Below are 26,068 nucleotides of genomic sequence, written 5' to 3'. Positions count from 1 at the left end.
AATGAGAGAATAGTGTTCTCATAAGCTGCGGGGGCTCTCGAGCACTCGCGACGCGCTCGCCGAACTGGAGAAAACCCGTGCCTGAAGCCGTCATCGTGTCCGCCCTGCGCACCCCCATTGGCACCGCCCGAAAAGGCACACTGCGCGACACCAGCGCCTTCGACCTCGCCCACCACGTCGTCTCCGAAGCGGCCAAGGACCTCGATCCCGCCCTCGTCGACGACGTGATCCTGGGGGAGGGGCTTTATGGCGGCGGCGTGATCGCGCGCCACGCGGCCATCACCGCCGGCCTGACCCAGGTGCCCGGCCTGGCCAACAACCGCCACTGCGCGGCCGGACAGGCGGCGGTGCAGACCGCGGCGGCAAGCGTGCGTGCCGGCATGGATCAGCTCGTCATCGCCGGTGGCGTGAACTCCGCCTCGACGTCCCCGCGGTCCCGGATGCAGGTGGACGGCGACTGGGTCGACTGGTTTCCGCCGACCCACCCGGACAGCCCCGAGGCACCGAACATGGACATGTCAATCACGGTCGGCTGGAATGCCGCGGTGAAAGCCGGCGTGAGTCGCGAGGAGATGGACGCGTGGGCGCTGCGGTCGCACCGCAACGCCATCGCCGCCATCGACGAGGGTCGCTTCAAAGAAGAGATCGTCCCGATCGAGACGCCGCACGGACTGTTCGCGGTCGACGAACACCCGCGCCGCGACACCACGATGGAGAAGCTGGCCGCACTCAAGCCGCTGCATCCCGAGATCGAGGGCTTTTCCATCACCGCCGGCAACGCGTGCGGCGCGAACGACGGTGCGGCCGTGCTGACCATCGCGAGCGACGGGCTCGGCCTGCCGGCACTGGCCACCGTGCGGTCCTGGGCGTCCGTCGGGTTGGACCCGGCGATCACCGGGTTGGCTCCGGTGGAAGCGATCCCGAAAGCCCTTGCCCGCGCCGGTATCTCGGTCTCCAATGTAAACCTGTTCGAAATCAACGAGGCCTTCGCCGCGATGTGCGTGGCCACCGTCAAGCTGCTCGATCTCGACCCGGACACGGTCAACGTGAGCGGCAGCGGATGCTCGCTGGGCCACCCGGTGGCGGCGACGGGCGCCCGGATGCTTGTCACGCTGGTCCACGAATTGCGTCGACGCGGTGGCGGAATCGGGGTCGCGGCCATGTGCGCGGGCGGCGGCATGGGGTCCGCCACGGTCATCGAGGTCCCAGCCCCCTAAATGGAGATCGCCGACTTGATTGCGGGTGCGCGCAACGGATCTCCGCGCGCGGCGGGTCGGCTGCTTTCTCTGGTCGAGGGTGAGCGCCGCGACGAGGTGCTGGCCAGTATCGAGCCCTCGCCGGTGAGCGTCATCGGCATCACCGGGCCGCCGGGTGCGGGCAAGTCCACCACGATCGCCGCGCTCGTCGGCGCCTACCGCGAGCGGGATTTCCGGGTGGCGGTGCTGGCGGTGGACCCGTCGTCGCCGTTCAGCGGTGGCGCGCTGCTGGGCGATCGCATACGAATGGCCGCGCATATCAACGATTCCGACGTGTTGATCAGGTCGGTGGCAACCCGCGGTCACCTCGGGGGATTGGCCGCCGCCGTCCCCGCGGCGATCCGGCTGCTGGGGGCGATCGGTTACCACGTGGTCCTGCTGGAGACCGTGGGGGTGGGCCAATCGGAGATCGAGATTGCCGCCGTCGCCGACCCCACCGTCGTCATTCTCAATCCCGGTGCGGGTGACGCGATTCAGGCCGCCAAGGCCGGGGTGCTCGAAGTCGCCGACATCGTGGTCGTCAACAAGGCCGACCGCGACGGTGCCGAACAGACCGTGCGGGACCTGCGCGCCGAGACCGATGCGCCGATCGTCAGCCTCATCGCCGCCCGCGGCGAGGGCATCGCGGAGTTGATGGCCGCCATCGAGGATCACCACCGCGCCGACAGCCGCGCCCGCCGACTGGCCCGCGCCCGCGCCCAGATCCTGTCGCTGGCGCAAACCCGGCTGCGCAGCCGGCCGGACCTGGACAAACTCGCCGAGGCGGTCGTCGACGGCACCCAGGATCCCTACTCGGCGGCCGAGCGGTTGCTGTCACCGACCCCTCGCGAGCAGGACTAAGCCGCGCCCGCTGTCCCCCGATTGGGGGAATGGGGATTCATCTACTTTGCGGACCGATCGGCGGAGGCCGGATCGGGCCGGCCTCCCTACGTTGATCTGTGTACGACCCGGCACAGAGTTAGGAGACCGACACATGGCCCGCACACCTGCACAGTCGGCCGCGAAGGTCGGTGCACAGCTGGAGCTGTACCGCCAGATGTGGGTATTGCGACTGCTTGACATGGCGCTCGAAGAGCGGCGCATAGACGGTCTGCTCAACGGACCCATGGAAGCCGCATTCGGGCAAGAGGCCGTGGCCGTCGGCACCGTCGCAGCGCTTCGGTCGGGCGACATCATGAGCACCGCGATCCGCCACTTCCAACACGCCCAGCAGGTCGCCCTTGCCCTTCCGCTGGGCCCGGCCATCGCCGAGATGACCTCTCCGGGCCGGGCTACGGCCGGAGTCGCGAAAGAGAGCCCGTTCGCGACGGAGTGGAAGGAGATCTTCGCCACCTCCAACCCGGTGCGGCAATCGATCTTGTTCGCGCTCGGGGATGCCTATGGGCAGCAGGTCGCCGGCGAAGGCAGGGCGACGCTGTGCATCATTGGGGAGGACGCCGTGAACTCCGCCGAGTTCAAATCGGCCGCGCAGATCGCGCTGTCGTGGCGGCTCCCAGTGGTGTTCGTCGTCGAAAACATCCGCGACGGGTCCGGCGTGCGCCGGGGCCCGCGCGAGCGGCACGGCTTGCCCGTGCTGTCGGTCGATGGCAAGGACGTTGCGGCGGTGGGTAATTCGGTCGCCGAAGCCGTGCAACGAGCCGGCGCCGGTGGTGGCCCCACCCTGGTGGAGGCGGTTACCTACCGGACCAACCACCCCGCGGGAGTGGACCCACTGGTCTACGCGCGACGGCAGCTGACCCGCGACGGCGTCAGCGCCGGTCACCTCTACGAGGTGGAACGACGGGCTCGCCACCTGGTTGGCGAGGCCGGAAGATTCGCGAACGCGCTGCTGCGGGCGGAGGATCCGGCGTCGGCCAGCGAACCGGACCACTGGTCGGCAGCTAGCTGAGCAGGCCTTGTCGCATCGCCTCGGCAACGGCCGCCGCGCGGTCGCTGACGCCGAGCTTCTCGTAGAGGCGTTGCACGTGCGTCTTGACCGTCGAGGGGGCCACGAACAGCTCAGTCGCGATCACCGGAATGCTTTGACCACGCGCGATCCGGTTGAGCACCTCACGCTCTCGCGCGCTGAGCACGGGGCCCGTCGGTTGGGCCCGGTGACGGATCTCTGCGGTAAGGCCCCCGACAAGCGCGGGCGCCACCACGTCGCGGCCCTGCGCGCAGTCGAGCACGGCCTTGACGATCTCGCTGCGCGTCGAGTCCTTCAGCACGAACCCGGCGGCGCCCTGCTGCAGTGCCTGATACACGATGGCGGGCTCGTCGTGCGCGGAAATCAGCAGCACCCGGGTCGGCAACTCCTGGCTCCGCACCGCGGCAGCCACCTGCCCACCATCCATGCCGGGCATCCGGAAATCGAGCAGAGCGACGTCGGGCAGGTGCTCCTTGATCAGTTTCAGGGCCGCCGCGCCGTCGTCGGCCTCGCCGACGACATCAACCGAACCGCTCGACGAAAGCGCACGGACCACGCCCTCACGGAAGAGCGGGTGATCGTCGCCAACAACCACCCGTACCTTTCCAGGCGCTGCTGGGCCGGCCATGGCGATGAGTGTAGCCCGCAAAGCGACCCCGATCTGGGGAAACTCTGATGCGCGTCGGCAGGTTTTACCCGGAGGCAAGCGTGGCGGATGAGTACTGTGTTCGCGTGGCGGTCGCCAGTGACGTGGAACTGGGTCGGGTGCGCAGGCTTCACCAGCTGCGTTCGTACCGGCTTGCTTCGGTCCTGCGGATCGGTGTGGTGGGCTTGATGGTCGCCGCGATGCTCAGCGGCACCCGCCGGTCCGAGTGGACTCAGCAAACTGTGCTGATCGTTGCGTACGCCTTGGTGGCGTTTTCTGCTCTGGTGCTGGCTTTCTCACACAGCCGACGGTGGCTCGCGCGGGGACTGTTGGCCGACGTCGGCCGCCTGGAGCCGTTTGCGTTCACCGTCATCGATGTCTTCGTGCTGACGGTCTTCCAAATATTGTCGACCAACGGGCTCCATCCGCTGCTCATCATGACGGCGCTGCCGATCCTGATAGGGCTCGACGTCTCGTCGCGCCGAGCGGCGGCGGTGCTGATCTTCTCGATGGTGGGTTTCGCGATCGCGGTGCTCGAGGACCCCGATATGGTCGGGACGATCGGCCTCACCGAGGCCACGTTCCGGTTCCTGCTCTACGGATTCTTGTGTGTCACGGCATTTGTGGCCGTTCGCGTCGAGGAGCGGCATGCCCGTTCGGTGGCCGGACTCAGCACACTGCGCGAAGAACTGCTCGCTCAGACGATGACGGCGTCCGACGTCGAACAGCGGCGGATCTCGGAATCCATTCACGACGGGCCGCTGCAAGACATCTTGGCCGTGCGCCAAGAACTCGTCGAGTTGGATGGGGCGCTGCCCGGCGACGACCGAGTAAGCCGCGCGCTGGCCGGTCTCCAGATGGCATCGGAGCGGTTGCGGCAGGCGACTTTCGAGCTGCATCCGGCCGTTCTCGAACAGGTCGGCCTGGCGGCCGCGGTCCAGCAGCTGGTCACCTTCACCGCCCAGCGGTCCGGCATCGAAATCTCCACCGACATCGACTACCCGATCCGCACCGCCGTCGATCCCGTCGTGTTCGGTGTGGTGCGCGAGTTGTTGTCCAACGTCGTGCAACATTCGCGGGCCCGTAGCGCCTCGATCAGGCTCGGCATCACGGATGGAAGGTGCGTCTTGCACGTCGTCGACGACGGCGTGGGATTCAACGACGAGACGGTGGCGCGCCGCCTGGGTGAGGGGCACATCGGATTGGCGTCGCACCGGGCCCGGGTGGAGGCCGCCGGGGGAAGGTTCTTCTTCCTCGACTCCCCGGTGGGCACCCACATCTGTGTCGAGGTGCCGATCGCGAGATAAGCCGCCGAGTGTGGGGCTTACGGACGAAATTTGGGCAAATGCGGTGCGTAGGGGCCATACTCGGGGCGTGCCCACAGCCGGTTACCTCAGGTCGACGGACTTCCCGGTGGCTGCGGCATGACCGGCGCGGTAGCCGAAAACCATTGCCGGACCAATGGTTCCGCCAGCACCGCCGTACGCCCGCCCGGTGACTCCGGCCATCGCGTTGCCCGCGGCGAACAGGCCGGGTATCGGCTCACCGTTGACGTGCAGCACACGCCCGTCGCGGTCGGTGCGCGGGCCGCCCTTGGTGCCCATCGCGCCGATGCACACCGGCACCGCGTAGTAAGGGGCGGTGTCGATCGGGCCGAGGGTCTTGCCCGCGAGTGTGGTCGCGCTGTCGTCGCCCCAATAACCGTCGTAGGCGCTGGAGCCGCGGCCGAAGTCGGGATCGGTGCCGGTGGCCACGTGCCGGTTCCAGGCCTCGATGGTGCGGATCAAGCCGTCCGCGTCGATGCCGGTCTTCTCGGCCAACTCGGCGAGGTTGGCCGACTCACAGAACCAGTCCGGAACCGGCTGCCCGGGTTCGACGCCCAGAAATCCATACCGCTGCAGGTGAATTGAGTCGAACACCATCCATCCCCGGTCGTTGACGTACCCGCCGCGGGGATCGAGGTAGTGGAAAGCGCCGGCCATCGAGTTGTAGTCGCACGCCTCGTTGACGAAGCGATGCCCGGCGGCGTTGACGATTATGCTCCGCGGCCGCGTTCGTTCCAGCCGCACGCTGCGGCTGCGCGGCTTGCCGTCGATGGTGTCCCCGGGGATTTGGACGATCGGTACCCACCAGGCCTCACCCATGTTGGCCAGGTCCGCGCCATGGGTCATCGCCATCCGCAGCCCGTCTCCGGTGTTGTTCGGCGGGGAGACGGCGCCGTGCATCGGGCCGCGCAGAAAGGCTTGTGCCAGAGCCGGATCCCATTCGAATCCCCCGGTGCCCAGGATGACGCCGTGCCGGGCGCGAACCCTGATGGTCCGATCGGGCAGGGCAACCCGGACGCCCGTGATCTCTCCGTCCTCGGCGATCAGTTGCTCGGCGCGCGCATTGGTGTGCGGCGTCACCCCGGCATCCAGCAGTCCCTTGAGCAGCCCGGCGATCAGCGCGGTGCCGGCGACGCACAGGTCGCTGCCTTCGTCGACCGTCACGTGCAGGCGAGCCCTCGTTTCGGCATCGATACCGACGTTGGACCAATCGGCGGGAAACGAGGTGATCCGATTGCCCCACTCGCCAATCTGGTTCAGGTCGAACGGCCCCGCGCTCAGCGACCGGCCTCCGCCGGGCTGTCCCCCCGGCAGCTCCGGTCGGTAATCGGGGAAGCCGGTGGCGATCTCGAAGCGCAAGCCACTGTGTGCCTCGACGAAGTCGAGCATCGCCGGACCGGTGTGCACGAATGTTTCGACCAACTCGTCGTCCATCGACCCCAGGGACTGCGCGCGCAGGTATCGCAACGCGTCGGCGGGCGTCAATTCCCCGTCGGGCGAACGGTTGTGGGCGGGGATCCACACGACGCCGCCCGACACCGCGGTGGTCCCGCCGACGGTCGGCGCCTTCTCGAAAACCTCCACCGAGGCCCCGGACGCGGCCGCGGCGAGCGCGGCGGTAAGCCCGGCGCCTCCGCTGCCGAGCACGACTACGTCGACTTGCATGTCCCACGACATGGATTGCTATCCCTTCAGCTCAGCAGGTCGGACAACTGTTTGGCGGCTTTGACGACCGCGTCTTTCCCGCGCATCACCACGTCTTCCCGGTGCGAAATGAGGTTGATGCAGGTCGGCGGGGATGGGGCCGGGCGGTGGACCGCCACGGCCAGGCCATAGGTGTTCGGCTCGATCTCCCCGTACGTGGTCACCCAGCCGCGCTCGCGCGCCCGGGTCACCAGGTCTCGTTCCCCCGGGCGCGGCGGCATGCTGGCGAGCAAGGCGATGCCGGCGGCGCCGCGGTCCAGCGGGTAACGACTGCCTTCGTGGAAGGACAGTTGGTAGGCCACATGGCTCGGCACGATCACCGCGATGGCCACCTGCTGGTCGCCCTCGGCGATGAGCAATGAAACGGTGGTGCCTAGCTCGTCGGCCAGGGCGCGCAGCGTCGGGAGGCTGACTTGGCGCACGTTTCGGTCGAACGATGCGCCGAGGACGGCGAGGCCGGCCGCGGGCCGGTAGCGCCCATCCTCTCCCTTGGCCACCAGCCGGAATTCCGCGAGCGTCGTCAGCAATCGATACGCGATGGTGCGATGCACCCCGACTTGGTCGGCGAGCTGTTGCGCGGTGAGCCCACCGGGGGAGTCCGCGACCATCTGCAGCGCCGTCAGGCCCCTGGCCAGGGTCTGCGAACCGGTTCCCGAACCCGTCACGGCCTTGACAGACCCACATCCGAGAGCGAAGCTCTATATATAACGCACATCAGTGTGCGATATTAGCACACCAGGTACATCAAAAACGAGAACGATATTTCCCAATCCTTCGGCCAGAGAGGAATCGTGGCGGAGTTCGAGAGCATCTGGAGCGATCTGCAGGGCGTCGCGTTTGAGCAGGGCTACCTTGACGCCGGGGGAGTGCGTACTCGCTATCTGCGGGCCGGCGACCCGGGCAAGCCGGTGCTGGTGCTGCTGCACGGATCGGGTGGTCACGCCGAGGCGTACGTTCGCAACCTGGGCGCGCATGCCGAGCACTTCTGGACCTGGTCGATCGACATGCTGGGCCACGGCTACACCGGCAAGCCGGGCCACCCGCTGGAGGTCCGCCACTACGTCGAGCACCTGATGGCGGTCCTGCGCACCGTCGGGGTCGACCGTGCCTGTCTCAGCGGTGAATCGCTGGGCGGCTGGGTGGCCGCCCGCGCCGCCATCGACCACCCCGACGTTGTCGACCGGCTCGTCCTTAATACCGCCGGCGGCTCGCAGGCCGACCCGGTCGTGATGAAGCGGATCATCACCTTGTCCATGGCGGCCGCCGAAGACCCGACCTGGGAGACGGTGCAAGCGCGGATCAAGTGGCTGATGGCAGACAAGTCCAAGGACTACGACGATTTGGTGGCCAGCCGCCAACGTATCTATCGCCAACCGGGATTCGTCGACGCCATGCGCGACATCATGGCACTGCAGGACCCCGAGATTCGGGCGCGCAACATCATCGGCCCCGACGAATACGGCGCGATCACCGCGCCGACGCTGGTGCTGTGGACCAGCGACGACCCCACCGCGGACGTGTCCGAAGGCCGCCGCATCGCGTCGATGATCCCCAATGCGCGCTTCGAGCTGATGCCCGGCTGCGGTCACTGGCCGCAGTACGAGGACGCCAAGACCTTCAATCGTCTGCATCTCGACTTCCTGCTGGGGCGGTGATGGTCGACGCGGGGCGCGAGCCGGTAGGAATCGAGACCGACGTCGTCGTGGTCGGTGCGGGGCCGGTCGGCTTGACGTTGGCCAATATCCTTGGCCTGCGGGGCATCCGCACCGTGGTGGTCGAAGAACGCGACACACTGATCGACTATCCACGCGGGGTGGGGCTCGACGACGAGGCATTGCGGACGTTCCAGTCGATCGGGCTGGTCGACCGGGTGCTGCCGCACACGGTGCCCAACCAGATCCTGCGTTTCGTCGACGCCAAGCGGCGCGTGCTCGCCGAAATGGCCCCGCCCGACGCACGTTTCGGCTGGCCGAAACGCAATGGCTTCGTCCAACCGCTCGTCGACGCCGAGCTGCTGGGCGGCCTGGATCGATTCGAGCACGTCGAGGTGTGGTGGGGCCGACCCATGACGGCCTGTCAGGAAGACGCCGACGGGGTGACGGTGGAACTCGGCGGTGAGTGTGACCACCAAACACCTTGCCTGCGAGCGCGTTACGTGGTGGGCTGCGACGGCGGCCGCAGCATGACCCGACGCATGATGGACGTGTCATTCGACGGGACCACGTCGTCGACGCGCTGGCTGGTGGTCGACATTGCCAACGACCCCCTAGGCCACCCCAACAGCGAGGTCGGCGCCGACCCCGAACGTCCGTATGCCTCGATCTCGATCGCGCACGGAATCCGCCGGTTCGAGTTCATGATCCACGCCGACGAGACCGACGAGCAGGCGGAGGATCCGGCATTCCTGACGCAGATGCTGGCCCGCATGGTCCCTCACCCGGACCGCGTCGACGTGATTCGCCGGCGGGTCTACACGCATCACTCGCGGATCGCCGGCGCGTTCCGCAAGGGTCGGCTGCTGCTGGCCGGAGACGCCGCCCATCTGATGCCGGTCTGGCAGGGCCAGGGCTACAACAGCGGGATCCGGGACGCGGCCAACCTGGGGTGGAAGCTCGCGGCCGTGGTGAGCGGCCGCGCCGACGACAGGCTGCTGGACACCTATGACGTGGAGCGCCGCAAGCACGCGCGGGCGATGATCGACCTTTCCACCATGGTGGGTCGGGTGATTTCGCCGACCAACCGCCGGGTGGCCGGCGCGCGCGACCTCCTCGTGCGGTCGGCGTCAATTGTGCCGTCGCTCAAGCGATATGTCCTGGAGATGCGGTTCAAGCCGATGCCGCGCTACGAGCAGGGGGCGGTGGTACACGCCGCTCCCGCCCGGGCGGATTCGCCGGTGGGCACGCTGTTCATCCAGCCTCGGGTCGACACCCGCGACCGGCAGAACGTCTTGCTGGACGACGTACTCGGCGACTGGTTCGCCGTGCTGTGCTGGAACAACAACCCCCGCAAGATTCTCGGCGACGTCGCCTTCGCGAACTGGAAAGCGCTGGGCGCGCGGTTCATTGCGCTGCGTCCGGCGACTCAGCTGCACTGGAACGGACACGACGATCCCGACGTGGTGGTCGTCGGTGACACCGGCGGTGCCGTCAAATCCTGGTTCGACACCCACCAGGAATCGGTGTTGTTCCTGCGGCCCGACCGGTGCATTGCCGGCGCCTGCATCGCCCAGCGCGCTCCCGACCTGAGCGCCGCGCTGCTCGACGCACTCACGCTCACGCCGCGAGGGGGTGAATCGCAAAGTGGCACTGGCTCTGTGCTGTATGTCGCACAGCCCGCTCCTGAATCTTCCGGGGCCGTCGCAGGACCTGCTTGACGACATCGAAGGGGCGATCGCCGAGGCGCGGCAATTCGTCGCCGACTATGACCCCGAACTCGTCGTCGTCTTCTCCCCGGACCACTACAACGGGTTCTTCTACAAGATGATGCCGCCCTTCTGTATCGGCACGAACGCCAACGGGGTCGGGGATTACGGCACCCATGCCGGCCCGCTCGACGTTCCGGAGAAGCTGGCGACCGAGTGCGCGAAAGCGGTGCTCGACGCGGGGGTCGACGTCGCGGTCTCGGCCTGCATGGACGTTGATCACGGCACCGTCCAGCCGCTCGAGAAGCTGTTCGGCGAAGCAACTTCACGCCCGGTGATACCCATCTTCATCAACGCAATCGGCGCGCCACTGGGGCCATTACAGCGCTGCCGGGCGCTCGGCACCGCCGTCGGCAGCTATTTGTCCACACTGGACAAGCGGGTCCTGGTGCTGGGATCGGGGGGCCTTTCGCACAGCCCGCCGGTGCCCACATTGGCGACCGCGCCGCCGCCCGTGCTGGAGCGCATCGTGCACGGCCAGCCGATGACGCCCGAACAGCGGCAGGCACGGCAGGCGGCCGTGATCGATGCGGCCAAGAGCTTCGCCGCCGGCGACAGCGCCCTGCAACCACTGAACCCGGTGTGGGATCAGCGGTTCCTCGAGATCATCGACGGCGGCTGGCTGGAGGAGCTCGACCAGTGGTCCAACTCGTTCGTGGCCCACGAGGGCGGAAGCTCCGCCCAGGAGATCAGAACGTGGGTCGCCGCATTCGGGGCGCTGGCCAGCGCGGGGCCCTACGAAACCGTCGGGCGCTACTACAAACCGGCTCCCGAACTGATCGCCGGCTTCGCCATCAGAACGGCAGTGCCGAAATGACGGCCGATTTCGACCACGTCGTCGACGTGCTCGTCGTCGGGTCGGGCGGTGGAGGCATGACGGCCGCGCTGACCGCCCAGGCCGCCGGGCTGGACGCGTTGGTCGTGGAGAAGTCTTCGTTCTTCGGCGGTTCCACCGCCCTGTCCGGGGGTGGCATCTGGGTGCCGGGGGCGCCCGCGCAGCGCAGGGAGGGCTATGCCCCGGAGCCCGAAGGCGTCGTCGAATACCTGCGGCAGATCACCGACGGACTGGTCAGCGAGGCGCGGATCCGGCAGTACGTCGAGTCCGCGCCCAAAATGCTCGGGTTTCTCGAACGGCTCTCCGGCTGGTGTGAGTTCGTCTGGAAACCCGGGTACGCCGACTACTACCCGGAACTGCCCGGCGGGTCGGAACTCGGCAGCACGATCAACGTGCCACCCATCGACCTGCGGAAGCTCGGGCCCGACGAGCAGAAGCTGTTGCAGCCGCTGGCGCTAGCGCCGAAGGGAATCTGGCTGGGGCCCAAAGAACTTCGGACCTTCTACCGGATCCGGCAATCGTGGGCCGGCAAGGGCGTGTTGCTCAAGCTGATCGCGCGGATGGTCCGGGCCAGGGTTTTCGGCGAGCGGATGGCGGCGATCGGGCAGTCGTTGGCCGCTCGCCTCAGATTGACCATGAGGGAGCGCGGCGTACCGCTGTGGCTGGACTCGCCGATGACCGAGTTGCTCACCGACGCCGACGGATCGGTGGCCGGCGCGTCGGTGGAAAGGGACGGCAAGACGCAGCGGATCGGCGCGCGTCTCGGGGTCATCCTGGCTTCGGGCGGCTTCGACCACGACCTGGCCTGGCGCAAGGAACTGTTGCCCGTGGTGGAGCAGGACTGGAGCTTTGGCAACCCCGCCGCCATGGGCGACGGGATTCGTGCGGCCCAAAAGCTCGGCGCCGCAACCGACCTGCTCGACGAGGCGTGGTGGTTTCCCGCCATCCAATGGCCGGACGGCCGCATGCAATTCATGCTCAACGAACGCATGATGCCGGCGCAGTTCATCGTCAACGGCGATGGCAAGCGTTTCATCAACGAGGCGGCCCCCTACATGGACTTCGGCCACGCCATGATCGACGGCCAGAAATCCGGGGTCACCCACATCCCCTGCTGGCTGATCACCGACCACAGGTCGTGGAATCGCTACGTCATCGGCGGTCATCTGCCGATACCCAAAATCCCGGGCGCGCCGGTGCCCACCGGTCGCAAGGTGCCTTCGGCGTGGCTCGAATCGGGCGTGGTCAAGGCCGCGATGACGTGGGAGGAGATGGCGACCAGGATCGGCGTGCCGGCGGACAAACTATCCGAAACCGCCCGGCGCTTCAATGAACTCGCCCGCAAGGGCCACGACGACGATTTCAACCGCGGCGACAGCGTCTACGACAACTACTACGGCGATCCGACACTGCCCAACCCGAACCTGTACCCGCTAGCCGATCCGCCGTACTACGCATTCCGGATCGTCCTTGGCGACCTCGGGACGTCGGGCGGCCTGCGCACCGACGAATACGCGCGGGTGTTACGGGACGACGGCACCGTAGTGCCGGGGCTGTACGCGGTGGGTAACACCGCCGCGCCGGTGATGGGACGCAGCTACGCCGGCGCCGGGGCGACCATCGGCCCCGCGATGACATTCGGCTTTGTCGCCGCGAATCACATTGCCGCACACGCAGCCAAACGAACCCTTAATTCTCATAGGAGGTAACAATGAAAATTTCCCTATTCTACGAATTCGCCCTGCCGCGGCCCTGGGCGCCCGACGACGAACGCGTCATGTTGCAGGAGTGCCTCGACGAGGTCGAGGCCGCCGACAAGGCGGGGTTCTCCACCGTCTGGCTGACCGAGCACCACTTCCTCGAGGAGTACTGCCACTCGACGGCACCCGAGATCTTCTTGGCCGCGGCCAGCCAGCGGACGAAGAACATCCGGCTGGGCTTCGGGATCATGCACCTGCTGCCCGCGGTCAACCACCCGGCGCGGGTAGCCGAACGCGTCGCCACCATCGACCTGCTCTCCAACGGGCGCGTCGAATTCGGCACCGGTGAAGGTTCCTCCGTCGGTGAGCTCGGTGGATTCGATGTCGATCCCGCCGACAAGCGCGCACAGTGGGAGGAGTCACTCGAAGTGGCGATCCGCTGCATGATCGAGGAGCCGTTCACGGGCTTCAAAGGTGACCAAATCCAGATGCCGCCCCGCAACGTCATCCCCAAGCCGATGCAAAAGCCGCATCCACCGGTTTGGGTCGCCTGCACGCGGCCGGCCAGCGTGCAGATGGCCGCCCAAAAATGCATCGGCGCATTGAGTTTCGCCTACACGGGCCCCGGGCCGCTCACCGAACGGGTCAACGGCTACTACAAAGAGTTCGAGGAGAACGGCGTCCCCATCACGCCGCGGATCAACCCGAACATCCTGGCCATCGGTGGGGACCTGTCGATGATGGTCGCCAAGACCGACGACGAGGCGCTGCAGCGGTTGGGGCAGGGTGGCGGGTTCTTTTCGTTCGGAATCATGCACTACTACCTGACCGGGATGCACACACCCGGCCGGACTGGAGTGTGGAAGCGGTACCTCGAAGAGGTCGAGAAGGACCCGACCCTGGCCTACGGTCCCGGACGCGGCGCTATCGGATCTCCGGCCACCGTCCGCGAATTCCTGCGCGGCTACGAGGAAAGCGGCGTCGACGAGATCATCCTGCTGCTCAATCCCCGCAGCCACGAGGGCACCATGGAGTCCATCGAGTTGATGGGCTCCGAGGTGCTGCCCGAGTTCATCGAACGTGACGAGAAGGCGGTCGCCGACAAAGCCAAGCGGCTCGCACCGGTCATCGAGAAGGTCGAGGCGCGCCGGCCCAAGTCGACCGCACCGCTGTTCGACGAGACCTACGCGTTCGGCGGCCTGCCCACCGGCCGAGACAAGTTCACCGCGAGCGAGATCCCCGAAGCCATGGCCGAGATCAACGAGGGTCGCGTCCAGGCGGCTCAGCGCGCGAAGGAACAGCGGAAGTAAGACCGGCGACCTCCGAGCCAGGGGCGAGCCTTGGGAGAGATCGACGGGCTGTGGCGCTACGACGGCCGGCGGGCTGTGGTGACCGGCTGCGCGTCGGGCATCGGCGAACACGTGGTGCGCCAGCTCACCGAACTCGGTGCGAACGTCGTGGGGCTGGACAAGCGCCGACCCGACTTCGGGATCAACCAGTTTCGTGAGGTGGACCTGGCCGATCCCGATTCGATCGACGACACCGTGGCGTCGATCGGCGGACCGGTCGACGCGCTTTTCAACGTCGCCGGTGTCTCGTCCGGGATCGGCGACCCACCGCTCGTCGTCACCATCAACTTCCTCGGATTGCGGCACATCACCGAGGCGCTGGTCGGCAAGATGGCCGAAGGATCGTCGATCGTGAGCGTCTCCTCGCTCGCGGCAGCCGCCTATCGCGAACACGCCGCGGCGGTGGCCCCCCTGCTGAAGACCGCGACGATGCGGGCGGGCATCGACTGGTGCCGCCGCAATCCCGAAGCCTTGGGTAACGGTTACCAGCTCTCCAAAGAAGCGATCATCTTCTATACCATGCGAAGTGCCACGCCGCTGGGCGCCAAGGGCATCCGCATCAACTGCTCGGGTCCCGGGGTCACCGAGACCCCGATTCTGGAGCAGCTGCGCACGGCGTACGGGCAGGGCTACCTCGACGACATCCCCAAGCCCTTGGGTCGTGTTTCCGACCCCGCCGAGCAGGCCGCGGTCTTGCTCTTCTTGAATAGTCGCGCAGCTAGCTACATCACGGGACAGGTCATCTGGGTCGACGGCGGAAACGTGGCCGCGACGATCGCCCGTGAATTCGAGGAAGGAATGCCATGACCGACTTGACTGACTTCCGGCGGGTCGCGCGTGACGTCTCGAATTGGGGACGGTGGGGCGACGACGACGAGCTTGGCACACTGAATTTCATCACTGCGGACAAGGTCGCACAGGCCGCGAGTTTGGTCAGGCACGGCAAGGTGTTTCCGCTCGGCGTCGACTTCGGCGCCGCCGGCCCGCAGGGCGCCTTCGAGTTTCGGCACAACCCGGTCCACATCATGACCGTCGACGGCGGCGATGTGAACACGCTGGCCAAGTACGGGCCCAGCTGGCCGCGTAACCCGTTGGCTCAGCAGCTGAGTAGCTACATGACGGCCGACAACCCATTTCGTTTCAACGACGACATCATCATCATGCCGCTGCAGGCGGCAAGCCAATGGGACGCGCTGTCCCACGTCTACTACGACGATCACCTCTATAACGGCTTCGCGGCGGACTCGGTGACCAGTATGGGCGCCTACCACTGCGGCATCGACAAGGTTGACGTCAAGGGGATCACGTCCCGCGGTGTGCTGTTGGACTTGGTTCGCCATCGAGGCGCGGAGGTCTTCCTCGAAGCCGGGAATCCGATCTCGCCGGAAGAACTCGACGACGTGGTTCGCGCCCAGGGTGTGACCATTGGGCGAGGCGACATCGTGCTGATCCGAACCGGCTGGTGGACAATGTTTCTGAAGACCGGGAACAAGACCGAAGGCTATTCCGGGCTGGACTGGCGTTGCGCCCAGTGGCTGCACGATCACGAGGTCGCGGCCGTGGCCGCCGACAACCTTCAGGTCGAGGACCTCGTGTCCGGCGTCGACGGCATCACCTTTCCGCTGCATCTGCTGTGCCTGCGCGACATGGGGATGATCTTCGGCGAATACTGGGATCTCACCGGGCTGGCCGAGGACTGCGCCGCCGACGGCGTGTACGAGTTTCAGCTCGTCGCGCCGCCCTTGCGGGTGGTCGGCGCCGTCGGGTCCCCGGTCAACCCGATCGCGATCAAGTGATGGGCTTTGCGCGCAAGACCATGCTGGTGGACGGCCTGACCACCGGGTATCTGGAAGCGGGCGACGGCGACCCGGTGGTGCTGCTGCACGGCGGCGAGTTCGGTGCCAGCGCCGAACTCGGTTGGGAACACAACATCGACGCGCTCGCCGCGCGGTACCGAGTGCTGGCCCCGGACCAGCTGGGCTTCGGGCGGTCGGCGAAGGTCATCGATTTCGTCGACGGGCGCGGGATGCGGATCCGGCACGTGGCCCGGTTCTGCGAGCTGCTCGGCATCGACTCGGCGCACTTCGTGGGCAACTCGATGGGCGCCATCAACCTGCTCACCGACGCCACCTCGGACACGCCGCTGCTGCCCGCCCGCAGTCTGGCCATCATCTGCGGCGGCGGCGAGATTCAACAGAATCGGCACTTCGAGGCGCTACAGCAATACGACGCAACGCTGCCGGGCATGCGGCGCATCGTCGAGGCCCTGTTCCACGACCCGCGCTATCCCGACGATGACGACTACGTGCGGCGCCGCTATGAGTCGAGCACCGCGCCCGGCGCATGGGAGGCCGTCGCCGCGGCCCGGTTCCGTCGCCCCGGCGCCACACCCTCCGCCACGCCCTCGAGTGCGCGACCCTACGCGCGCATCACGGTACCGACGCTCGTCGCCGAGGGGGGAGACGACAAGCTCCTGCCGGCCGGCTGGGCCGCGCAGATGGCCACGCAGATCGACGGCGCCCGGTCGGTCGTGGTCGACAAGGCCGGTCACTGCCCGCAGATCGAGCAGTCGGCGACGGTGAATCGGCTGTTGCTCGACTTCCTCGCCGCGAAGGTCTAAAACAAGTACTCCAGGCGGGTCTGCATCCCGGCCTCTTGGTGATAGGTGTTGTGGCAGTGCAACATCCACACCCCCGGATTGTCGGCGACCAGCACGGCGAGCAGCTTCTGCTTGGGCAACACCATGAGGGTGTCCTTGCGCGCGCCGGGGCTGCCGTCGGCCTTGATCAGTTGAAACGTGTGGCCGTGCAGGTGAATCGGGTGGTACATCATCGTGGGATTGTCGAAAGTGATGGTGGGCCGTTCGCCCTGTCGGATGTGCAACGGTTCGGTTTCGCTGTAAGGCCTTCCGTTGATGGTCCAGTTGTATTGGGCCATGTTGCCGCCCAGCACGACGGGGAGGTTCAGGCCGGGCTGCGGCCGGCCCAGGTTCGCCGGCGTTGTGGCCGTGAACATTTCCACCGTGCCTACCCGTCGATTGAGTTCGGCCGGTTGAAACCCTGGGTCGGGCGGGCTGCCCGCCCCGGTGAACAGCAGCGCCCGCGCCAGGGCATTCTTCCCCTCGGCGAGCGCGACCAGCGGGAAAACGCCGTCGGCGGCGGTCACGATGACGTCGTAGCGCTCGGCCATGCCGATGAGCAGGGCGTCGACTTGGGTCGGTACCACGGGGTAGCCGTCGGTATGGGTGACCGTCATCGAATGACCGGCCAGCGCGACGCGAAACGTGGTGTCGGAGCCGGTGTTGATGAAACGGATCCGGATGCGCTGGCCCGGCTTCGCGCTGAAGGTCATGGGAGCGGCGGGGATTCGGCCGTTGACGAGATAGAAGGGGTAAGCGATGTCCCCGGCGTCGCCGCCGAGCAGGTCGCTTCTGCCGACGCTTCCGCCTGACGGCGCTGCCGTCGGGCTCGCCGAGCTGGTCTCGCTGGTCGACGTTGCCGTGGTCTCGCTCGTCGACGTTGTCGTCGGGTTTTCGCTCGTGGGCGAGGTCGTCGCAGTGGTGGGCGGCGTCGTCGTGGTCTCGGCGGCACTGGGCGGGGCGGGCTTGTTCGGGCTGGTCAGCTCGGTGTAGAGCTGCTGCGGCGTCTTCCCGACGCTGTCGGTCCAATCATCAAGGACCACAATCCATTCCGAATCATAGTTGCCCTCCGTCGGGTCGTCGACGATGACCGGGAGGTACAGGCCCATGTCGGCGTCCAGCCCGGTGTGCGGATGGGCCCAGTAGGTGCCCGCATTCGGGACGGAGAAGCGGTAGGTGAAGTCCTGACCGGCGGGGATGTTCGGGGTGGCGGGCGCGGCACCGTCCATGTCGTTGCGCAGCGCGATGCCGTGCCAATGCACCGACGTCGGGTGATCGAGCCGGTTCGACACCTGCACCACTAGCTCGTCGCCGATGCGCGCCCGGATCGGCGACGCCGGGATGGTGTTGCCGTAGGCCAGCGTGCGGACGACGGGTCCGCCGAGGTCGACCTGGACCTGCTGGGCGGCCAGACTGGCCGTGACGGTGCGGCCACTGTGCGGCCTGGCGGCTTCGGCCGCCTCGATGGCGGCGGCCATCCGGGCCTCGCTCGATGGCGCGGGCCTGGATTGGCTGCAAGACGCCAGCGCGAACCCGCCGGCGATGCCGGCGACCATGAATCCGCGCCTGGTGAGCCGCGTTTCCTCGAAGGGGGCGCCGCGTGTGGGTTGCACAGGCATTGATCGCTCCTCGCTTCCGCCGGACCCGTCCTCTTGTCTTATACCGCGCTCAGGCGCTGTGGGGACACAATCAAGCGGGCAACCGCCACCGTCATGGAATGGCGGCCCGGTAGATCGGCTCCGCCGGTGTCGACGCGACGCCGAGTTCGGCCGCGACCGCGTCGACCCCGCGCTGCGCCACGTCGATGTCGACCCGGCCGTCGGCGGTGAAGTACGGACCGATGTAGCGCTCGTAGTGTCGTTGCAGCTCGTCACGCGTCAGCCTGGTCAGGAACGGCGCCATGTGTTCGATGGCCAACTCGGGTCGATCCGCGATCGCCCGCAGCGCGCGCCGGTTGGCCCGTGCCACCGCTTGCACCGCCGGGCTGTCGGCCGGAAGGCGGCTCGGATCCACGGCGACGCCGACGGTCGGAATCTGGAAATGATCGCCCACCCAGGCCAGCACGTGGAATCCCTCCTCCGCGGCGACCTCATCGGGCGCCAGGGTGCTGCCGACATACGCGGCATCGATCGATCGATCACGTAGCTTCCGCAGGTCCATCTGGTAATCCCCCGGCGACCTGGCCACACACTCGACGTCACGGTCTGGATCAATGCCGTTCTGGCGCAGCACGATTCGTGCGAAACATCCCGGGGCGGTGTGCCCCGCGTGGACCGCCAGCCGACGTCCGCGAAGATCGGCCATGGATGTCACGTCCGCCCCACCGAGAAACCAGAACAACGGACGGTGGGTGTTGACGCTCAGCACCGTCCATTCGATTCCGCTGGTCAACCGCGATAACAGGGCCCGGCCCAGACCGATCGTCGCGCAGGAGCGCAGGCGCTCCGTGTCCCAGCCGATTCCGTCACGCACGGCGACGTGGACACCTTCGTCGGAGAAGTACCCTTCCTGATCGGCGATGTAGGCGATCAGCTCCTCGTGGATGCCGCGCCCGACATAGGCCACATCGATGGTCTGCATGATCCCTTCAAAGGTCCTGAGTTACGCTGCGGCGCGTGATTTAATCCATCGAGAGCCCGCCGTTGACGGGCAGATAGTGCCCGGTGGTGAAACCGGAGTGCTCGCCGGCCAGGAACGCGATCATGTGCGCGACTTCGCTCGGCGTCACCAGCCGCCCCATCGGCGCGGCCGTTCCGAGCTCACGCATCTGCTCCGGCGTGAGTTGTCCGGTCACCGTCGTTCCGCTCACGGTGGCCGGCGCGACCAGGTTGGCGGTGATCCCGTGCGGCGCCAGCTCCAGTGCGACGTACCGGACGAACTGGTCCAGCGCCGCCTTCGCCGTTCCCAGAGCGATCATCCCGTCTCGCGGACGGCGGGACAGGCCGGTGCTGAGAAATATCAACCGCCCATAGCCGCGCGCCATCATGCCCGGGACGACGGCCTTCGTCAGCGAGTATGCCGCGAGAAGCTCCGCGTTCACCTTGCCGCCCAACTGATCCCACGTCAGATCGGCAAACGAGGTGACGGCGAAGGGTATCAACGCGTTGTGCACCAGCACGTCCACCCCGCCCCAGCGTTGCGCGATCTCGTCCGCCATCGCCCAGATGTCAACGGGCACGGTGACGTCGGCCCGAATCGCCATGGCGTCGCCGCCGGCCGCGGTGATACCCGCCACCACCTCCTCCGCCTGTTCGGCGCTCGCGCGGTGATTGACCACCACCCGGAAGCCGAGATCAGCAAGAACCCGCGCAGTCGCTGCACCGATGCCCCGGCTGCCTCCGGTGATCAGCGCGACTCGTGGCATCGGTATCGACCCCCCGTTCAGCTTCAGTCCGTCGAGCGTCTACTAGGCCGCCCCGGTCGGCGTCTGCGAGGCCATCCAGTCCGCAAAGCGGGTCGGGTAGATCGTCGGGTCCTCACCGTCGACGGGAACGATGCTGCGATCGTTGAGCAGGGCACCGTAGTAGCGGACGTCATCGTCGGTGATCACCTGGCGACCGTCGCCGGTCGCAGCGAACCGGGCACGGATGAAGTCGTCCATACCTTGCTTTTCGGGGCCGGCGATATTGATCACGCCGTTGACCGGGTCGCCGGTCGCCGCGCGCGTCACGGCCGTGGCGACATCCGCGGCGGCAATGGGCTGGAACGCGCCGTGCGGGGCGCGGACCGTGGCACCGTCGGCCATCGAATCGGCAATCCCGTCAACGAATTCGAAGAATTGAGTCGCCCGCACGATCGAATACGGATATCCCGATTCCTCGATCACCTTCTCCTGGGCGACCTTGGCCCGCATGTAGCCACTTTCGGTCGTCCGGTCGGCTCCCACGATCGAGAGGGCGACGTGGTGCCGGACGCCCGCGAAGCGCTCGGCCTCGAGAAGGTTGCGACTGGAGGTGGTGAAGAAGTTCAGGACATCGTCGTCCGCCCAGGACGGGGAGTTGGAGACGTCCACAACCGTGTGCACACCGGCGACGGCCTCGGCGACACCGTCACCTGTGACGGTGTTGACTCCTGAGCGCGGCGAGGCAGAGATGGCCTCGTGTCCCAGCTCGGCGAGCTGGGCGACAACCTGCGAGCCGATAAGTCCGCTGCCACCAACCACCAAAACCTTCATGTTCGGGCCTTTCGAGTTTTCCCATGGATTGACGTTCTCAGCATGGTCCGTGCCCGGGCCGGTGGGAACCCCTGAGGACGGGTAAGAGGTTCTTGCGACCCGCTACGCCAAGCGGCGCGCTGGACCTTCGTCAGTGCTGGCGACCGAATAGCAGGCCGCCGTCGCGATGCTCGTCGGCACCACAAGCGACAGCACGACGACGAACAAGACGAACGTGCGGTTGGGGATCGTCAGCCAGCCGGCCGGAAGGCGCGCCAGGCTGACGGCCATCCATGACGCGGTAACTGCGAGGAGCAGCGTTCCCACCGTCGCGACCTTGATCGACCGCAATGCCAACTGCGTCGGCTCGGCGGTGTTGGCCAGGGAGCGGTTCAACGCTTTCGTACGGATGTAGACGACCGCGAAATCGAGCAGGATGGCAAGCGCGCAGAACGTCACGATCGCCCCGGTCATCCAGAGCGCGGGTCGGTGGCCGAGCACGAAATGCAGGTAGTCGATGTTCGTTTCACTCATGATCAATGTTGTCGCCATCGCGGCACCGAATGTCAGCCACCCGCCGAGGTCGGCGAGGAAGCAGTAAGCGCGGATATCCGCGGGGTCGTCCCTGGGTACCTTGTTCACCGCGTGACTGGCGAGCATCCATCCCAGGCCGCCGAACAATGCAGTGGTGCCTGCCGCGAGCATGCCGGTCGCCAGGTTGCCCTGGGTCCAAGCGACCGCGCAGATGTACTGGCGGTTGCCCTCTTCGGGCGGGTGAGTTCCACTGATGAGGCTGAACAGAAAGCTGTCGAGCATCAGGATCAGCACCGCTGACGAGAACAACGCCAGGGTGTGCACGCCTTCTCGGCTGCTGCGGTCGAACAGCAAAGCGATTGCGGTGATGAGGAACCCACCGAGCACGCCGGCGAGCTGCGACGTGGAGGCCGCCGACGCGATCGTGCTCCATTGGTCGGATGTGCAGAAGATATCGGGATTCATCGACGCCGAAACCTCGTCATGGCCGAGATCCCTCACTCATGGGGCAGACATTAGCCAGCCGCGATCCTGGCGAAGTCACATTGGTCGCGTTAGTCATGTGCGCGCACTGATCGGCCTGGTCGGGCCAAAGCCAATTGTCCGACCGCACCAAGCGCGCGTCTACTAAATCAACTGCTTGACTTAACGCTCACGTCCCCGATTAACTCGTCGGGTGTTCAACGAATTGGCCGGCAAGGTTGCCGTCGTCACCGGCGGTGCGTCCGGCATCGGTCGCGGAATAGTGGAACGGTTCGTGGCCGAGGGGTCTCGGGTCGTCATCGCCGACATCGAAACGGACAGGGGAGAGGAGTTGGCCGCCACGCTCGGCGCCGACGCTCACTTCCGGCGGACGGACGTCTCCGATCCTCAACAGGTCGGGGAACTGGTGGCCACCACCGTCGAGAAATTCGGCGGTCTGCACGTCATGGTGAACAACGCCGGAATTTCGAGTCCCCTGCGCCGGCTGCTCGATGACGACCTGGCCGATTTCCACCGGGTGATGGGGGTCAACGTCCTGGGAGTGATGGCGGGCACCCGAGATGCCGCCCGCCACATGGCCGAAAGCGGTGGCGGATCGATCATCAACCTGACGTCGATCGGCGGGATCCAGGCCGGCGGTGGGGTGATGATCTACCGTGCATCGAAAGCCGCCGTCATCCAGTTCACCAAGTCCGCCGCAATTGAGCTGGCGCGCTATGAGATTCGGGTCAACGCCATCGCGCCGGGAAACATCCCCACGCCGATCCTGGCGTCCTCGGCGGTCGCCATGGAACCGGCTGAGCTGGAACGGTTCGAGGCGCGGGTGCGCGAAACGATGCGCGAGGATCGGCCGCTGAAGCGAGAGGGCACGCCCGAGGACGTCGCCGAGGCGGCGTTGTACTTCGCCACCGATCGGTCCCGCTATGTCACCGGAACCGTGCTGCCGGTAGACGGGGGGACCTCGGCCGGTAAGCCGATCCGCCCCCGGCAATGAGTCACGCGGGGGCCGGCGTCAGGGCCCTTCCGCAGGATGCCCGGCGTGGGTTTCCAGCCGCAGCCTGGCCAGCATCTCGGCGCGCTTGAGGTCTTGCACCCCGGCCCTTTCCACGATGACGCTGTGGGAATGCGCCAGCACGCCGAGCACCGCTTCGGTGGGCAGGCCGGGGAACTGGCGGCCCAGCACCTCGGCCGCGCTCCTCAACTCGAAGAGCTTGGGATACGCGTGATCCGCCGGCGTTGGCGGCACGACGCGGGTGACGTCCTGGGCATGCTGCAGCACGGCGACCGTCTTCTTGCCCTCTTTGATCGGGGAATTCATCGGCGTCCATACCTTGTAGACGAACTCGCCCGGATTCCTCCGGTCGGGAATGTCGTAGCGCTGCACCCCCAACCAATGCCGGACCCCGCGGCGAAAAACGAACTCCAGCGACGCGGAGGCATTGGCCACGCCGTCTGCTTCCGGGTCGGCGGGGTTGTCCGGGAAGACCTCGAACAGCTGGTGGCCGAGCAGTTCTTCCCGCGGGTACCCTGACGCGCGCTCGCATGCCGCATTGACCGCACGGATCCGCCAGTCTGCGTCGGCCAACAGGTACGGTGCCCACTTCGACTGAAACCACGCGGATTCCTCGATCGCGGACACCCGGTTGGCTGACAGCACGAGTACCCCCAAACCGATGACTCACCGTTTCGGCACCGCCACGTTGCGGCAAGAGGCCATCCTCACCCAGCGGGGGCCAGTCGGGCGAGAGACTTTTGTCACCCGCTGTCGGCCATGTGGCACCGAAGCAACAACGCACCGGGGCGGGCGAGCCGAATTAAATCAATCGCTTGACTTAATCGATGGGGCGCGGTTGACTAGCCGGGTGACCACCATCGGCCGGACCGTTCGCACTGAGCGGGCCAGTTCCACCCAGGAAGCGATCCTGGCCGCGGCCGAGCGGTTATACGCCGAGCACGGCATGTTCGCGGTGTCGAACCGGCAGGTGAGCGAGGCCGCCGGTCAAGGCAATAACGCCGCGGTGGGCTATCACTTCGGGACCAAGGCCGACCTGGTGCGGGCGATCGAACACAAGCACCGCGGGCCGGTCGAGCAGCTGCGTGAGCAGATGGTGGCCGAGCTGCTCGAGTCGGGCGAATCCCCCGGGATGAGGGACTGGGTGGCCTGCCTGGTGCGCCCCCTCACCGATCATCTGGAGGAGCTCGGGAACCCCACCTGGTACGCGCGTTTCGCGGCGCAGGCGATGACCGATCCGGCGTACTACAACATCGTCGTCAAGGGCGCCCTCAGCTCACCGTCGCTGGTGCAGGTCGTCGAGGGCATCAATCGCTGCCTGCCCGACCTGCCGACCGAAGTGCACTTTGAACGAAACATCATGGCCCGCAACCTGTTGATGCACACTTGCGCCGACCGGGAACGTGCGCTTGCCGCGGGCGCCTCGCCACCCCAACGTTCCTGGCGGGCCGCCGCGTCGGGCCTCATCGACGCGATCGTGGGCATGTGGCTGGCGCCTGTCACGCCGTACGAATGAAAGGTCCACAGATGAAAGTGACTGTCGACCAAGATGTTTGCGCGTCGTCGGGCAACTGCGTGTTGAATGCACCCGAGGTCTTCGACCAGCGCGACGAGGACGGCGTCGTTGTTCTGCTCAACCCGAATCCATCCGCCGAACAGGCCGAGGGCGCGCGGCGAGCGGCCGCGGCGTGCCCCGCGCTGGCCATCCACATCGAGGAATGACATGTCAGAAACGCTGACGAACACTTCTGCGGCCGAGTCGACCTCCGACGTCCCGGACTATCCGATGCCGAGGCAGGCGGGCTGCCCCTTCGCCCCACCGCCGGGCGTCATGGCGCTGGCCGAAGAGCGGCCGCTGTCCCGAGTCCGGATCTGGGACGGCAGCACACCGTGGCTCATCACCGGCTACGAGCAGGTTCGGGAGCTCTTCTCGGATTCGCGGGTCAGCGTGGACGACCGCCGGCCGGGGTTTCCGCACTGGAACGCGGGCATGCTGTCCACGGTGCACAAGCGTCCGCGGTCGGTCTTCACCGCCGACGGGGAAGAACACACCCGATTCCGGCGCATGTTGTCAAAGCCCTTCACGTTCAAGCGCGTTGAAGGCCTGCGCCCGACGATCCAGCAGATCACCGACGACCACATCGACGCGATGCTGGCCGGACCGCGGCCCGCCGATGTCATCGCCGCTGTGGCGTTGCCGGTTCCGTCACTGGTGATCAGCCAGCTGCTCGGGGTCCCGTACGAAGACGCCGACATGTTCCAACACCACGCCAACGTCGGGCTCGCGCGATACGCGACGGGTGAGGACACCGTCAAGGGCGCCATGAACCTGAACAGCTACCTGGCCCAGCTGGTCGAGGCCAAGATGGAAAACCCCGCCGAGGACGCGGTTTCCGACCTTGCCGAGCGGGTGAAGGCCGGTGAGCTCAGCGTGAAAGAGGCGGCCCAGCTGGGTACCGGGCTGCTGATCGCCGGACACGAGACCACCTCGAACATGATCGGCCTGGGGGTGCTCGCCCTGCTGATGAACGCGGACCAGTTGGCCGTCATTCGCGACGCCGAAGATCCCAAGGTCGTTGCCAGTGCGGTCGAGGAACTGCTGCGCTACCTCAGCATCATTCAGAACGGGCAGCGCCGCGTCGCGCTGGAAGACATCCAGATCGCCGGGGAGACCATCCGCGCCGGAGAAGGCATCATCATCGACCTGGCTCCGGCCAACTGGGATCCGCACGCCTTCCCCGAGCCCGACCGGCTGTACTTGCACCGCTCGGGGGCCGACCGCAATGTCGCCTTCGGCTACGGCCGGCACCAGTGTGTCGGTCAGCAGCTCGCCCGCGCCGAGCTGCAAATCGTCTACCGCACCCTGTTCCGCCGTGTCCCCACGCTCGAACTGGCGATCCCGGTCGAGAACGTTCCCCTCAAAGACGACCGACTCGCATACGGCGTCTACGAACTTCCGGTGACCTGGTAGCCCCCGGGTCGCTACGCTCACAATGCCGATCCGAATGGAGGGTCAACGATGACGACTCAAACAAGTTCCGTTTCGCTCTACCCGCCCGGCGGCTTCGGTGCCCCGAAGCATCGCCGCGGTCACGCCGCGGGTGCG

The 26,068-nt window shown here is 66.8% G+C and carries 25 protein-coding genes; 16 read left to right on the top strand and 9 right to left on the bottom strand.

Annotated features, from left to right (window positions below):
- Positions 1 to 77 precede the first annotated feature (77 nt).
- From KXD96_RS26130 to KXD96_RS26120, 3 genes are all read left to right on the top strand, one after another.
- On the top strand, positions 78 to 1,217 hold the full coding sequence (locus KXD96_RS26130; RefSeq protein WP_260741756.1) for a thiolase family protein: 1,140 nt from the start codon (positions 78 to 80) through the stop codon (positions 1,215 to 1,217).
- Positions 1,218 to 2,096: a methylmalonyl Co-A mutase-associated GTPase MeaB gene (gene meaB, locus KXD96_RS26125; RefSeq protein WP_260741755.1), complete on the top strand. Its 879-nt coding sequence runs from the start codon at positions 1,218 to 1,220 to the stop codon at positions 2,094 to 2,096.
- A 133-nt stretch (positions 2,097 to 2,229) separates the two neighbouring features.
- Complete coding sequence (locus KXD96_RS26120) at positions 2,230 to 3,144, top strand: thiamine pyrophosphate-dependent enzyme (protein ID WP_260741753.1); 915 nt, start codon at positions 2,230 to 2,232, stop codon at positions 3,142 to 3,144.
- Here the strand turns inward: KXD96_RS26120 and KXD96_RS26115 are convergent.
- Positions 3,137 to 3,790 (bottom strand): response regulator transcription factor, encoded by a 654-nt coding sequence (locus tag KXD96_RS26115; RefSeq protein ID WP_260741751.1) that lies wholly within the window; start codon positions 3,788 to 3,790, stop codon positions 3,137 to 3,139. The two genes, KXD96_RS26120 and KXD96_RS26115, sit on opposite strands and share 8 nt — an antisense overlap.
- A 104-nt stretch (positions 3,791 to 3,894) precedes the next feature.
- Between KXD96_RS26115 and KXD96_RS26110 the strand changes: the two genes are divergently transcribed.
- Complete coding sequence (locus KXD96_RS26110) at positions 3,895 to 5,115, top strand: sensor histidine kinase (protein ID WP_260741748.1); 1,221 nt, start codon at positions 3,895 to 3,897, stop codon at positions 5,113 to 5,115.
- Positions 5,116 to 5,196: 81 nt separating this feature from the next.
- Here the strand turns inward: KXD96_RS26110 and KXD96_RS26105 are convergent, their stop codons facing one another.
- Together KXD96_RS26105 and KXD96_RS26100 are read right to left on the bottom strand one after the other, a co-directional pair.
- Entirely contained in the window at positions 5,197 to 6,810 is a 1,614-nt protein-coding gene (locus tag KXD96_RS26105) for an FAD-dependent oxidoreductase (protein WP_260741744.1), read from the bottom strand.
- A 14-nt stretch (positions 6,811 to 6,824) separates the two neighbouring features.
- Positions 6,825 to 7,502, bottom strand: coding sequence for an IclR family transcriptional regulator (locus KXD96_RS26100; RefSeq protein ID WP_260741742.1), 678 nt, complete (start codon positions 7,500 to 7,502; stop codon positions 6,825 to 6,827).
- A gap of 126 nt (positions 7,503 to 7,628) precedes the next feature.
- Here KXD96_RS26100 and KXD96_RS26095 point away from each other — a divergent pair, with 126 nt between their 5' ends.
- From KXD96_RS26095 to KXD96_RS26060, 8 genes are read left to right on the top strand one after another with little or no spacing between them, the layout of a single operon-like run.
- On the top strand, positions 7,629 to 8,492 hold the full coding sequence (locus KXD96_RS26095; RefSeq protein ID WP_260741737.1) for an alpha/beta fold hydrolase: 864 nt from the start codon (positions 7,629 to 7,631) through the stop codon (positions 8,490 to 8,492).
- Positions 8,492 to 10,210 carry a bifunctional 3-(3-hydroxy-phenyl)propionate/3-hydroxycinnamic acid hydroxylase gene (locus KXD96_RS26090; RefSeq protein ID WP_260741736.1) on the top strand — a complete coding sequence of 573 codons (1,719 nt, stop codon included), beginning with the start codon at positions 8,492 to 8,494 and terminating at the stop codon, positions 10,208 to 10,210. Before KXD96_RS26095 ends, KXD96_RS26090 begins: the two co-directional genes overlap by 1 nt.
- Positions 10,158 to 11,075, top strand: a complete 918-nt coding sequence (locus KXD96_RS26085) for a 3-carboxyethylcatechol 2,3-dioxygenase (RefSeq protein ID WP_260741733.1) — start codon at positions 10,158 to 10,160, stop codon at positions 11,073 to 11,075. The genes KXD96_RS26090 and KXD96_RS26085 overlap by 53 nt, the downstream gene beginning before the upstream one ends.
- Entirely contained in the window at positions 11,072 to 12,802 is a 1,731-nt protein-coding gene (locus KXD96_RS26080; RefSeq protein WP_260741731.1) for an FAD-binding protein, read from the top strand. Before KXD96_RS26085 ends, KXD96_RS26080 begins: the two co-directional genes overlap by 4 nt.
- A gap of 2 nt (positions 12,803 to 12,804) precedes the next feature.
- On the top strand, positions 12,805 to 14,103 hold the full coding sequence (locus KXD96_RS26075) for an LLM class flavin-dependent oxidoreductase (protein ID WP_260741728.1): 1,299 nt from the start codon (positions 12,805 to 12,807) through the stop codon (positions 14,101 to 14,103).
- Between the two features lie 30 nt (positions 14,104 to 14,133).
- On the top strand, positions 14,134 to 14,949 hold the full coding sequence (locus KXD96_RS26070; protein ID WP_260741727.1) for a coniferyl-alcohol dehydrogenase: 816 nt from the start codon (positions 14,134 to 14,136) through the stop codon (positions 14,947 to 14,949).
- Positions 14,946 to 15,938: a cyclase family protein gene (locus tag KXD96_RS26065; RefSeq protein ID WP_260741724.1), complete on the top strand. Its 993-nt coding sequence runs from the start codon at positions 14,946 to 14,948 to the stop codon at positions 15,936 to 15,938. Before KXD96_RS26070 ends, KXD96_RS26065 begins: the two co-directional genes overlap by 4 nt.
- Complete coding sequence (locus tag KXD96_RS26060) at positions 15,938 to 16,762, top strand: alpha/beta fold hydrolase (protein WP_260741722.1); 825 nt, start codon at positions 15,938 to 15,940, stop codon at positions 16,760 to 16,762. Before KXD96_RS26065 ends, KXD96_RS26060 begins: the two co-directional genes overlap by 1 nt.
- Here KXD96_RS26060 and KXD96_RS26055 read toward each other — a convergent pair.
- The 5 genes from KXD96_RS26055 to KXD96_RS26035 all read right to left on the bottom strand — a co-directional run bounded on the left by KXD96_RS26055 (position 16,759) and on the right by KXD96_RS26035 (position 21,932).
- Positions 16,759 to 18,399, bottom strand: a complete 1,641-nt coding sequence (locus KXD96_RS26055; protein ID WP_260741720.1) for a multicopper oxidase family protein — start codon at positions 18,397 to 18,399, stop codon at positions 16,759 to 16,761. The two genes, KXD96_RS26060 and KXD96_RS26055, sit on opposite strands and share 4 nt — an antisense overlap.
- A 91-nt stretch (positions 18,400 to 18,490) precedes the next feature.
- Positions 18,491 to 19,360 carry an ABC transporter substrate-binding protein gene (locus KXD96_RS26050; RefSeq protein ID WP_260741717.1) on the bottom strand — a complete coding sequence of 290 codons (870 nt, stop codon included), beginning with the start codon at positions 19,358 to 19,360 and terminating at the stop codon, positions 18,491 to 18,493.
- Between the two features lie 40 nt (positions 19,361 to 19,400).
- The gene (locus KXD96_RS26045; RefSeq protein ID WP_260741714.1) at positions 19,401 to 20,144 is read right to left on the bottom strand and encodes an SDR family NAD(P)-dependent oxidoreductase; all 744 of its coding nucleotides are present in this window, start codon (positions 20,142 to 20,144) and stop codon (positions 19,401 to 19,403) included.
- Between the two features lie 42 nt (positions 20,145 to 20,186).
- A complete protein-coding gene (locus KXD96_RS26040; protein ID WP_260741710.1) occupies positions 20,187 to 20,954 on the bottom strand; it encodes an SDR family oxidoreductase in 768 nt (255 codons plus the stop codon).
- A 102-nt stretch (positions 20,955 to 21,056) separates the two neighbouring features.
- Positions 21,057 to 21,932, bottom strand: coding sequence for a hypothetical protein (locus KXD96_RS26035; protein WP_260741706.1), 876 nt, complete (start codon positions 21,930 to 21,932; stop codon positions 21,057 to 21,059).
- Positions 21,933 to 22,143: 211 nt separating this feature from the next.
- Between KXD96_RS26035 and KXD96_RS26030 the strand changes: the two genes are divergently transcribed.
- Positions 22,144 to 22,944, top strand: coding sequence for an SDR family NAD(P)-dependent oxidoreductase (locus KXD96_RS26030; protein ID WP_260741704.1), 801 nt, complete (start codon positions 22,144 to 22,146; stop codon positions 22,942 to 22,944).
- Positions 22,945 to 22,962: 18 nt separating this feature from the next.
- Here the strand turns inward: KXD96_RS26030 and KXD96_RS26025 are convergent, their stop codons facing one another.
- Positions 22,963 to 23,607: a PAS domain-containing protein gene (locus KXD96_RS26025; protein ID WP_260741702.1), complete on the bottom strand. Its 645-nt coding sequence runs from the start codon at positions 23,605 to 23,607 to the stop codon at positions 22,963 to 22,965.
- 205 nt (positions 23,608 to 23,812) lie between these two features.
- On the opposite strand from KXD96_RS26025, the gene KXD96_RS26020 reads away from it, so the two are divergent.
- From KXD96_RS26020 to KXD96_RS26010, 3 genes are read left to right on the top strand one after another with little or no spacing between them, the layout of a single operon-like run.
- The gene (locus KXD96_RS26020; protein ID WP_260741700.1) at positions 23,813 to 24,478 is read left to right on the top strand and encodes a TetR family transcriptional regulator; all 666 of its coding nucleotides are present in this window, start codon (positions 23,813 to 23,815) and stop codon (positions 24,476 to 24,478) included.
- An 11-nt stretch (positions 24,479 to 24,489) separates the two neighbouring features.
- The gene (locus KXD96_RS26015) at positions 24,490 to 24,684 is read left to right on the top strand and encodes a ferredoxin (RefSeq protein WP_046183832.1); all 195 of its coding nucleotides are present in this window, start codon (positions 24,490 to 24,492) and stop codon (positions 24,682 to 24,684) included.
- Position 24,685: 1 nt separating this feature from the next.
- Entirely contained in the window at positions 24,686 to 25,933 is a 1,248-nt protein-coding gene (locus tag KXD96_RS26010; protein ID WP_260741691.1) for a cytochrome P450, read from the top strand.
- Positions 25,934 to 26,068 lie beyond the last annotated feature (135 nt).

Origin of the sequence: Mycobacterium sp. SMC-2 (assembly GCF_025263485.1) — a bacterium.
Lineage (GTDB): Bacteria > Actinomycetota > Actinomycetes > Mycobacteriales > Mycobacteriaceae > Mycobacterium.
Note: the sequence above shows the minus strand (reverse complement) of the source record. Positions and strands in the feature narration are given on the sequence as shown.

Excerpts from the sequence above, each read along its gene's own strand:
- meaB (WP_260741755.1), top strand. The coding sequence starts at position 1,218 with ATGGAGATCGCCGACTTGATTGCGGGTGCGCGCAACGGATCTCCGCGC.
- KXD96_RS26120 (WP_260741753.1), top strand. The coding sequence starts at position 2,230 with ATGGCCCGCACACCTGCACAGTCGGCCGCGAAGGTCGGTGCACAGCTG.
- KXD96_RS26115 (WP_260741751.1), bottom strand. The coding sequence starts at position 3,790 with ATGGCCGGCCCAGCAGCGCCTGGAAAGGTACGGGTGGTTGTTGGCGAC.
- KXD96_RS26105 (WP_260741744.1), bottom strand. The coding sequence starts at position 6,810 with ATGTCGTGGGACATGCAAGTCGACGTAGTCGTGCTCGGCAGCGGAGGC.
- KXD96_RS26090 (WP_260741736.1), top strand. The coding sequence starts at position 8,492 with ATGGTCGACGCGGGGCGCGAGCCGGTAGGAATCGAGACCGACGTCGTC.
- KXD96_RS26085 (WP_260741733.1), top strand. The coding sequence starts at position 10,158 with ATGTCGCACAGCCCGCTCCTGAATCTTCCGGGGCCGTCGCAGGACCTG.
- KXD96_RS26080 (WP_260741731.1), top strand. The coding sequence starts at position 11,072 with ATGACGGCCGATTTCGACCACGTCGTCGACGTGCTCGTCGTCGGGTCG.
- KXD96_RS26075 (WP_260741728.1), top strand. The coding sequence starts at position 12,805 with ATGAAAATTTCCCTATTCTACGAATTCGCCCTGCCGCGGCCCTGGGCG.
- KXD96_RS26065 (WP_260741724.1), top strand. The coding sequence starts at position 14,946 with ATGACCGACTTGACTGACTTCCGGCGGGTCGCGCGTGACGTCTCGAAT.
- KXD96_RS26060 (WP_260741722.1), top strand. The coding sequence starts at position 15,938 with ATGGGCTTTGCGCGCAAGACCATGCTGGTGGACGGCCTGACCACCGGG.
- KXD96_RS26055 (WP_260741720.1), bottom strand. The coding sequence starts at position 18,399 with ATGCCTGTGCAACCCACACGCGGCGCCCCCTTCGAGGAAACGCGGCTC.
- KXD96_RS26050 (WP_260741717.1), bottom strand. The coding sequence starts at position 19,360 with ATGCAGACCATCGATGTGGCCTATGTCGGGCGCGGCATCCACGAGGAG.
- KXD96_RS26045 (WP_260741714.1), bottom strand. The coding sequence starts at position 20,144 with ATGCCACGAGTCGCGCTGATCACCGGAGGCAGCCGGGGCATCGGTGCA.
- KXD96_RS26040 (WP_260741710.1), bottom strand. The coding sequence starts at position 20,954 with ATGAAGGTTTTGGTGGTTGGTGGCAGCGGACTTATCGGCTCGCAGGTT.
- KXD96_RS26035 (WP_260741706.1), bottom strand. The coding sequence starts at position 21,932 with ATGAATCCCGATATCTTCTGCACATCCGACCAATGGAGCACGATCGCG.
- KXD96_RS26015 (WP_046183832.1), top strand. The coding sequence starts at position 24,490 with ATGAAAGTGACTGTCGACCAAGATGTTTGCGCGTCGTCGGGCAACTGC.
- KXD96_RS26010 (WP_260741691.1), top strand. The coding sequence starts at position 24,686 with ATGTCAGAAACGCTGACGAACACTTCTGCGGCCGAGTCGACCTCCGAC.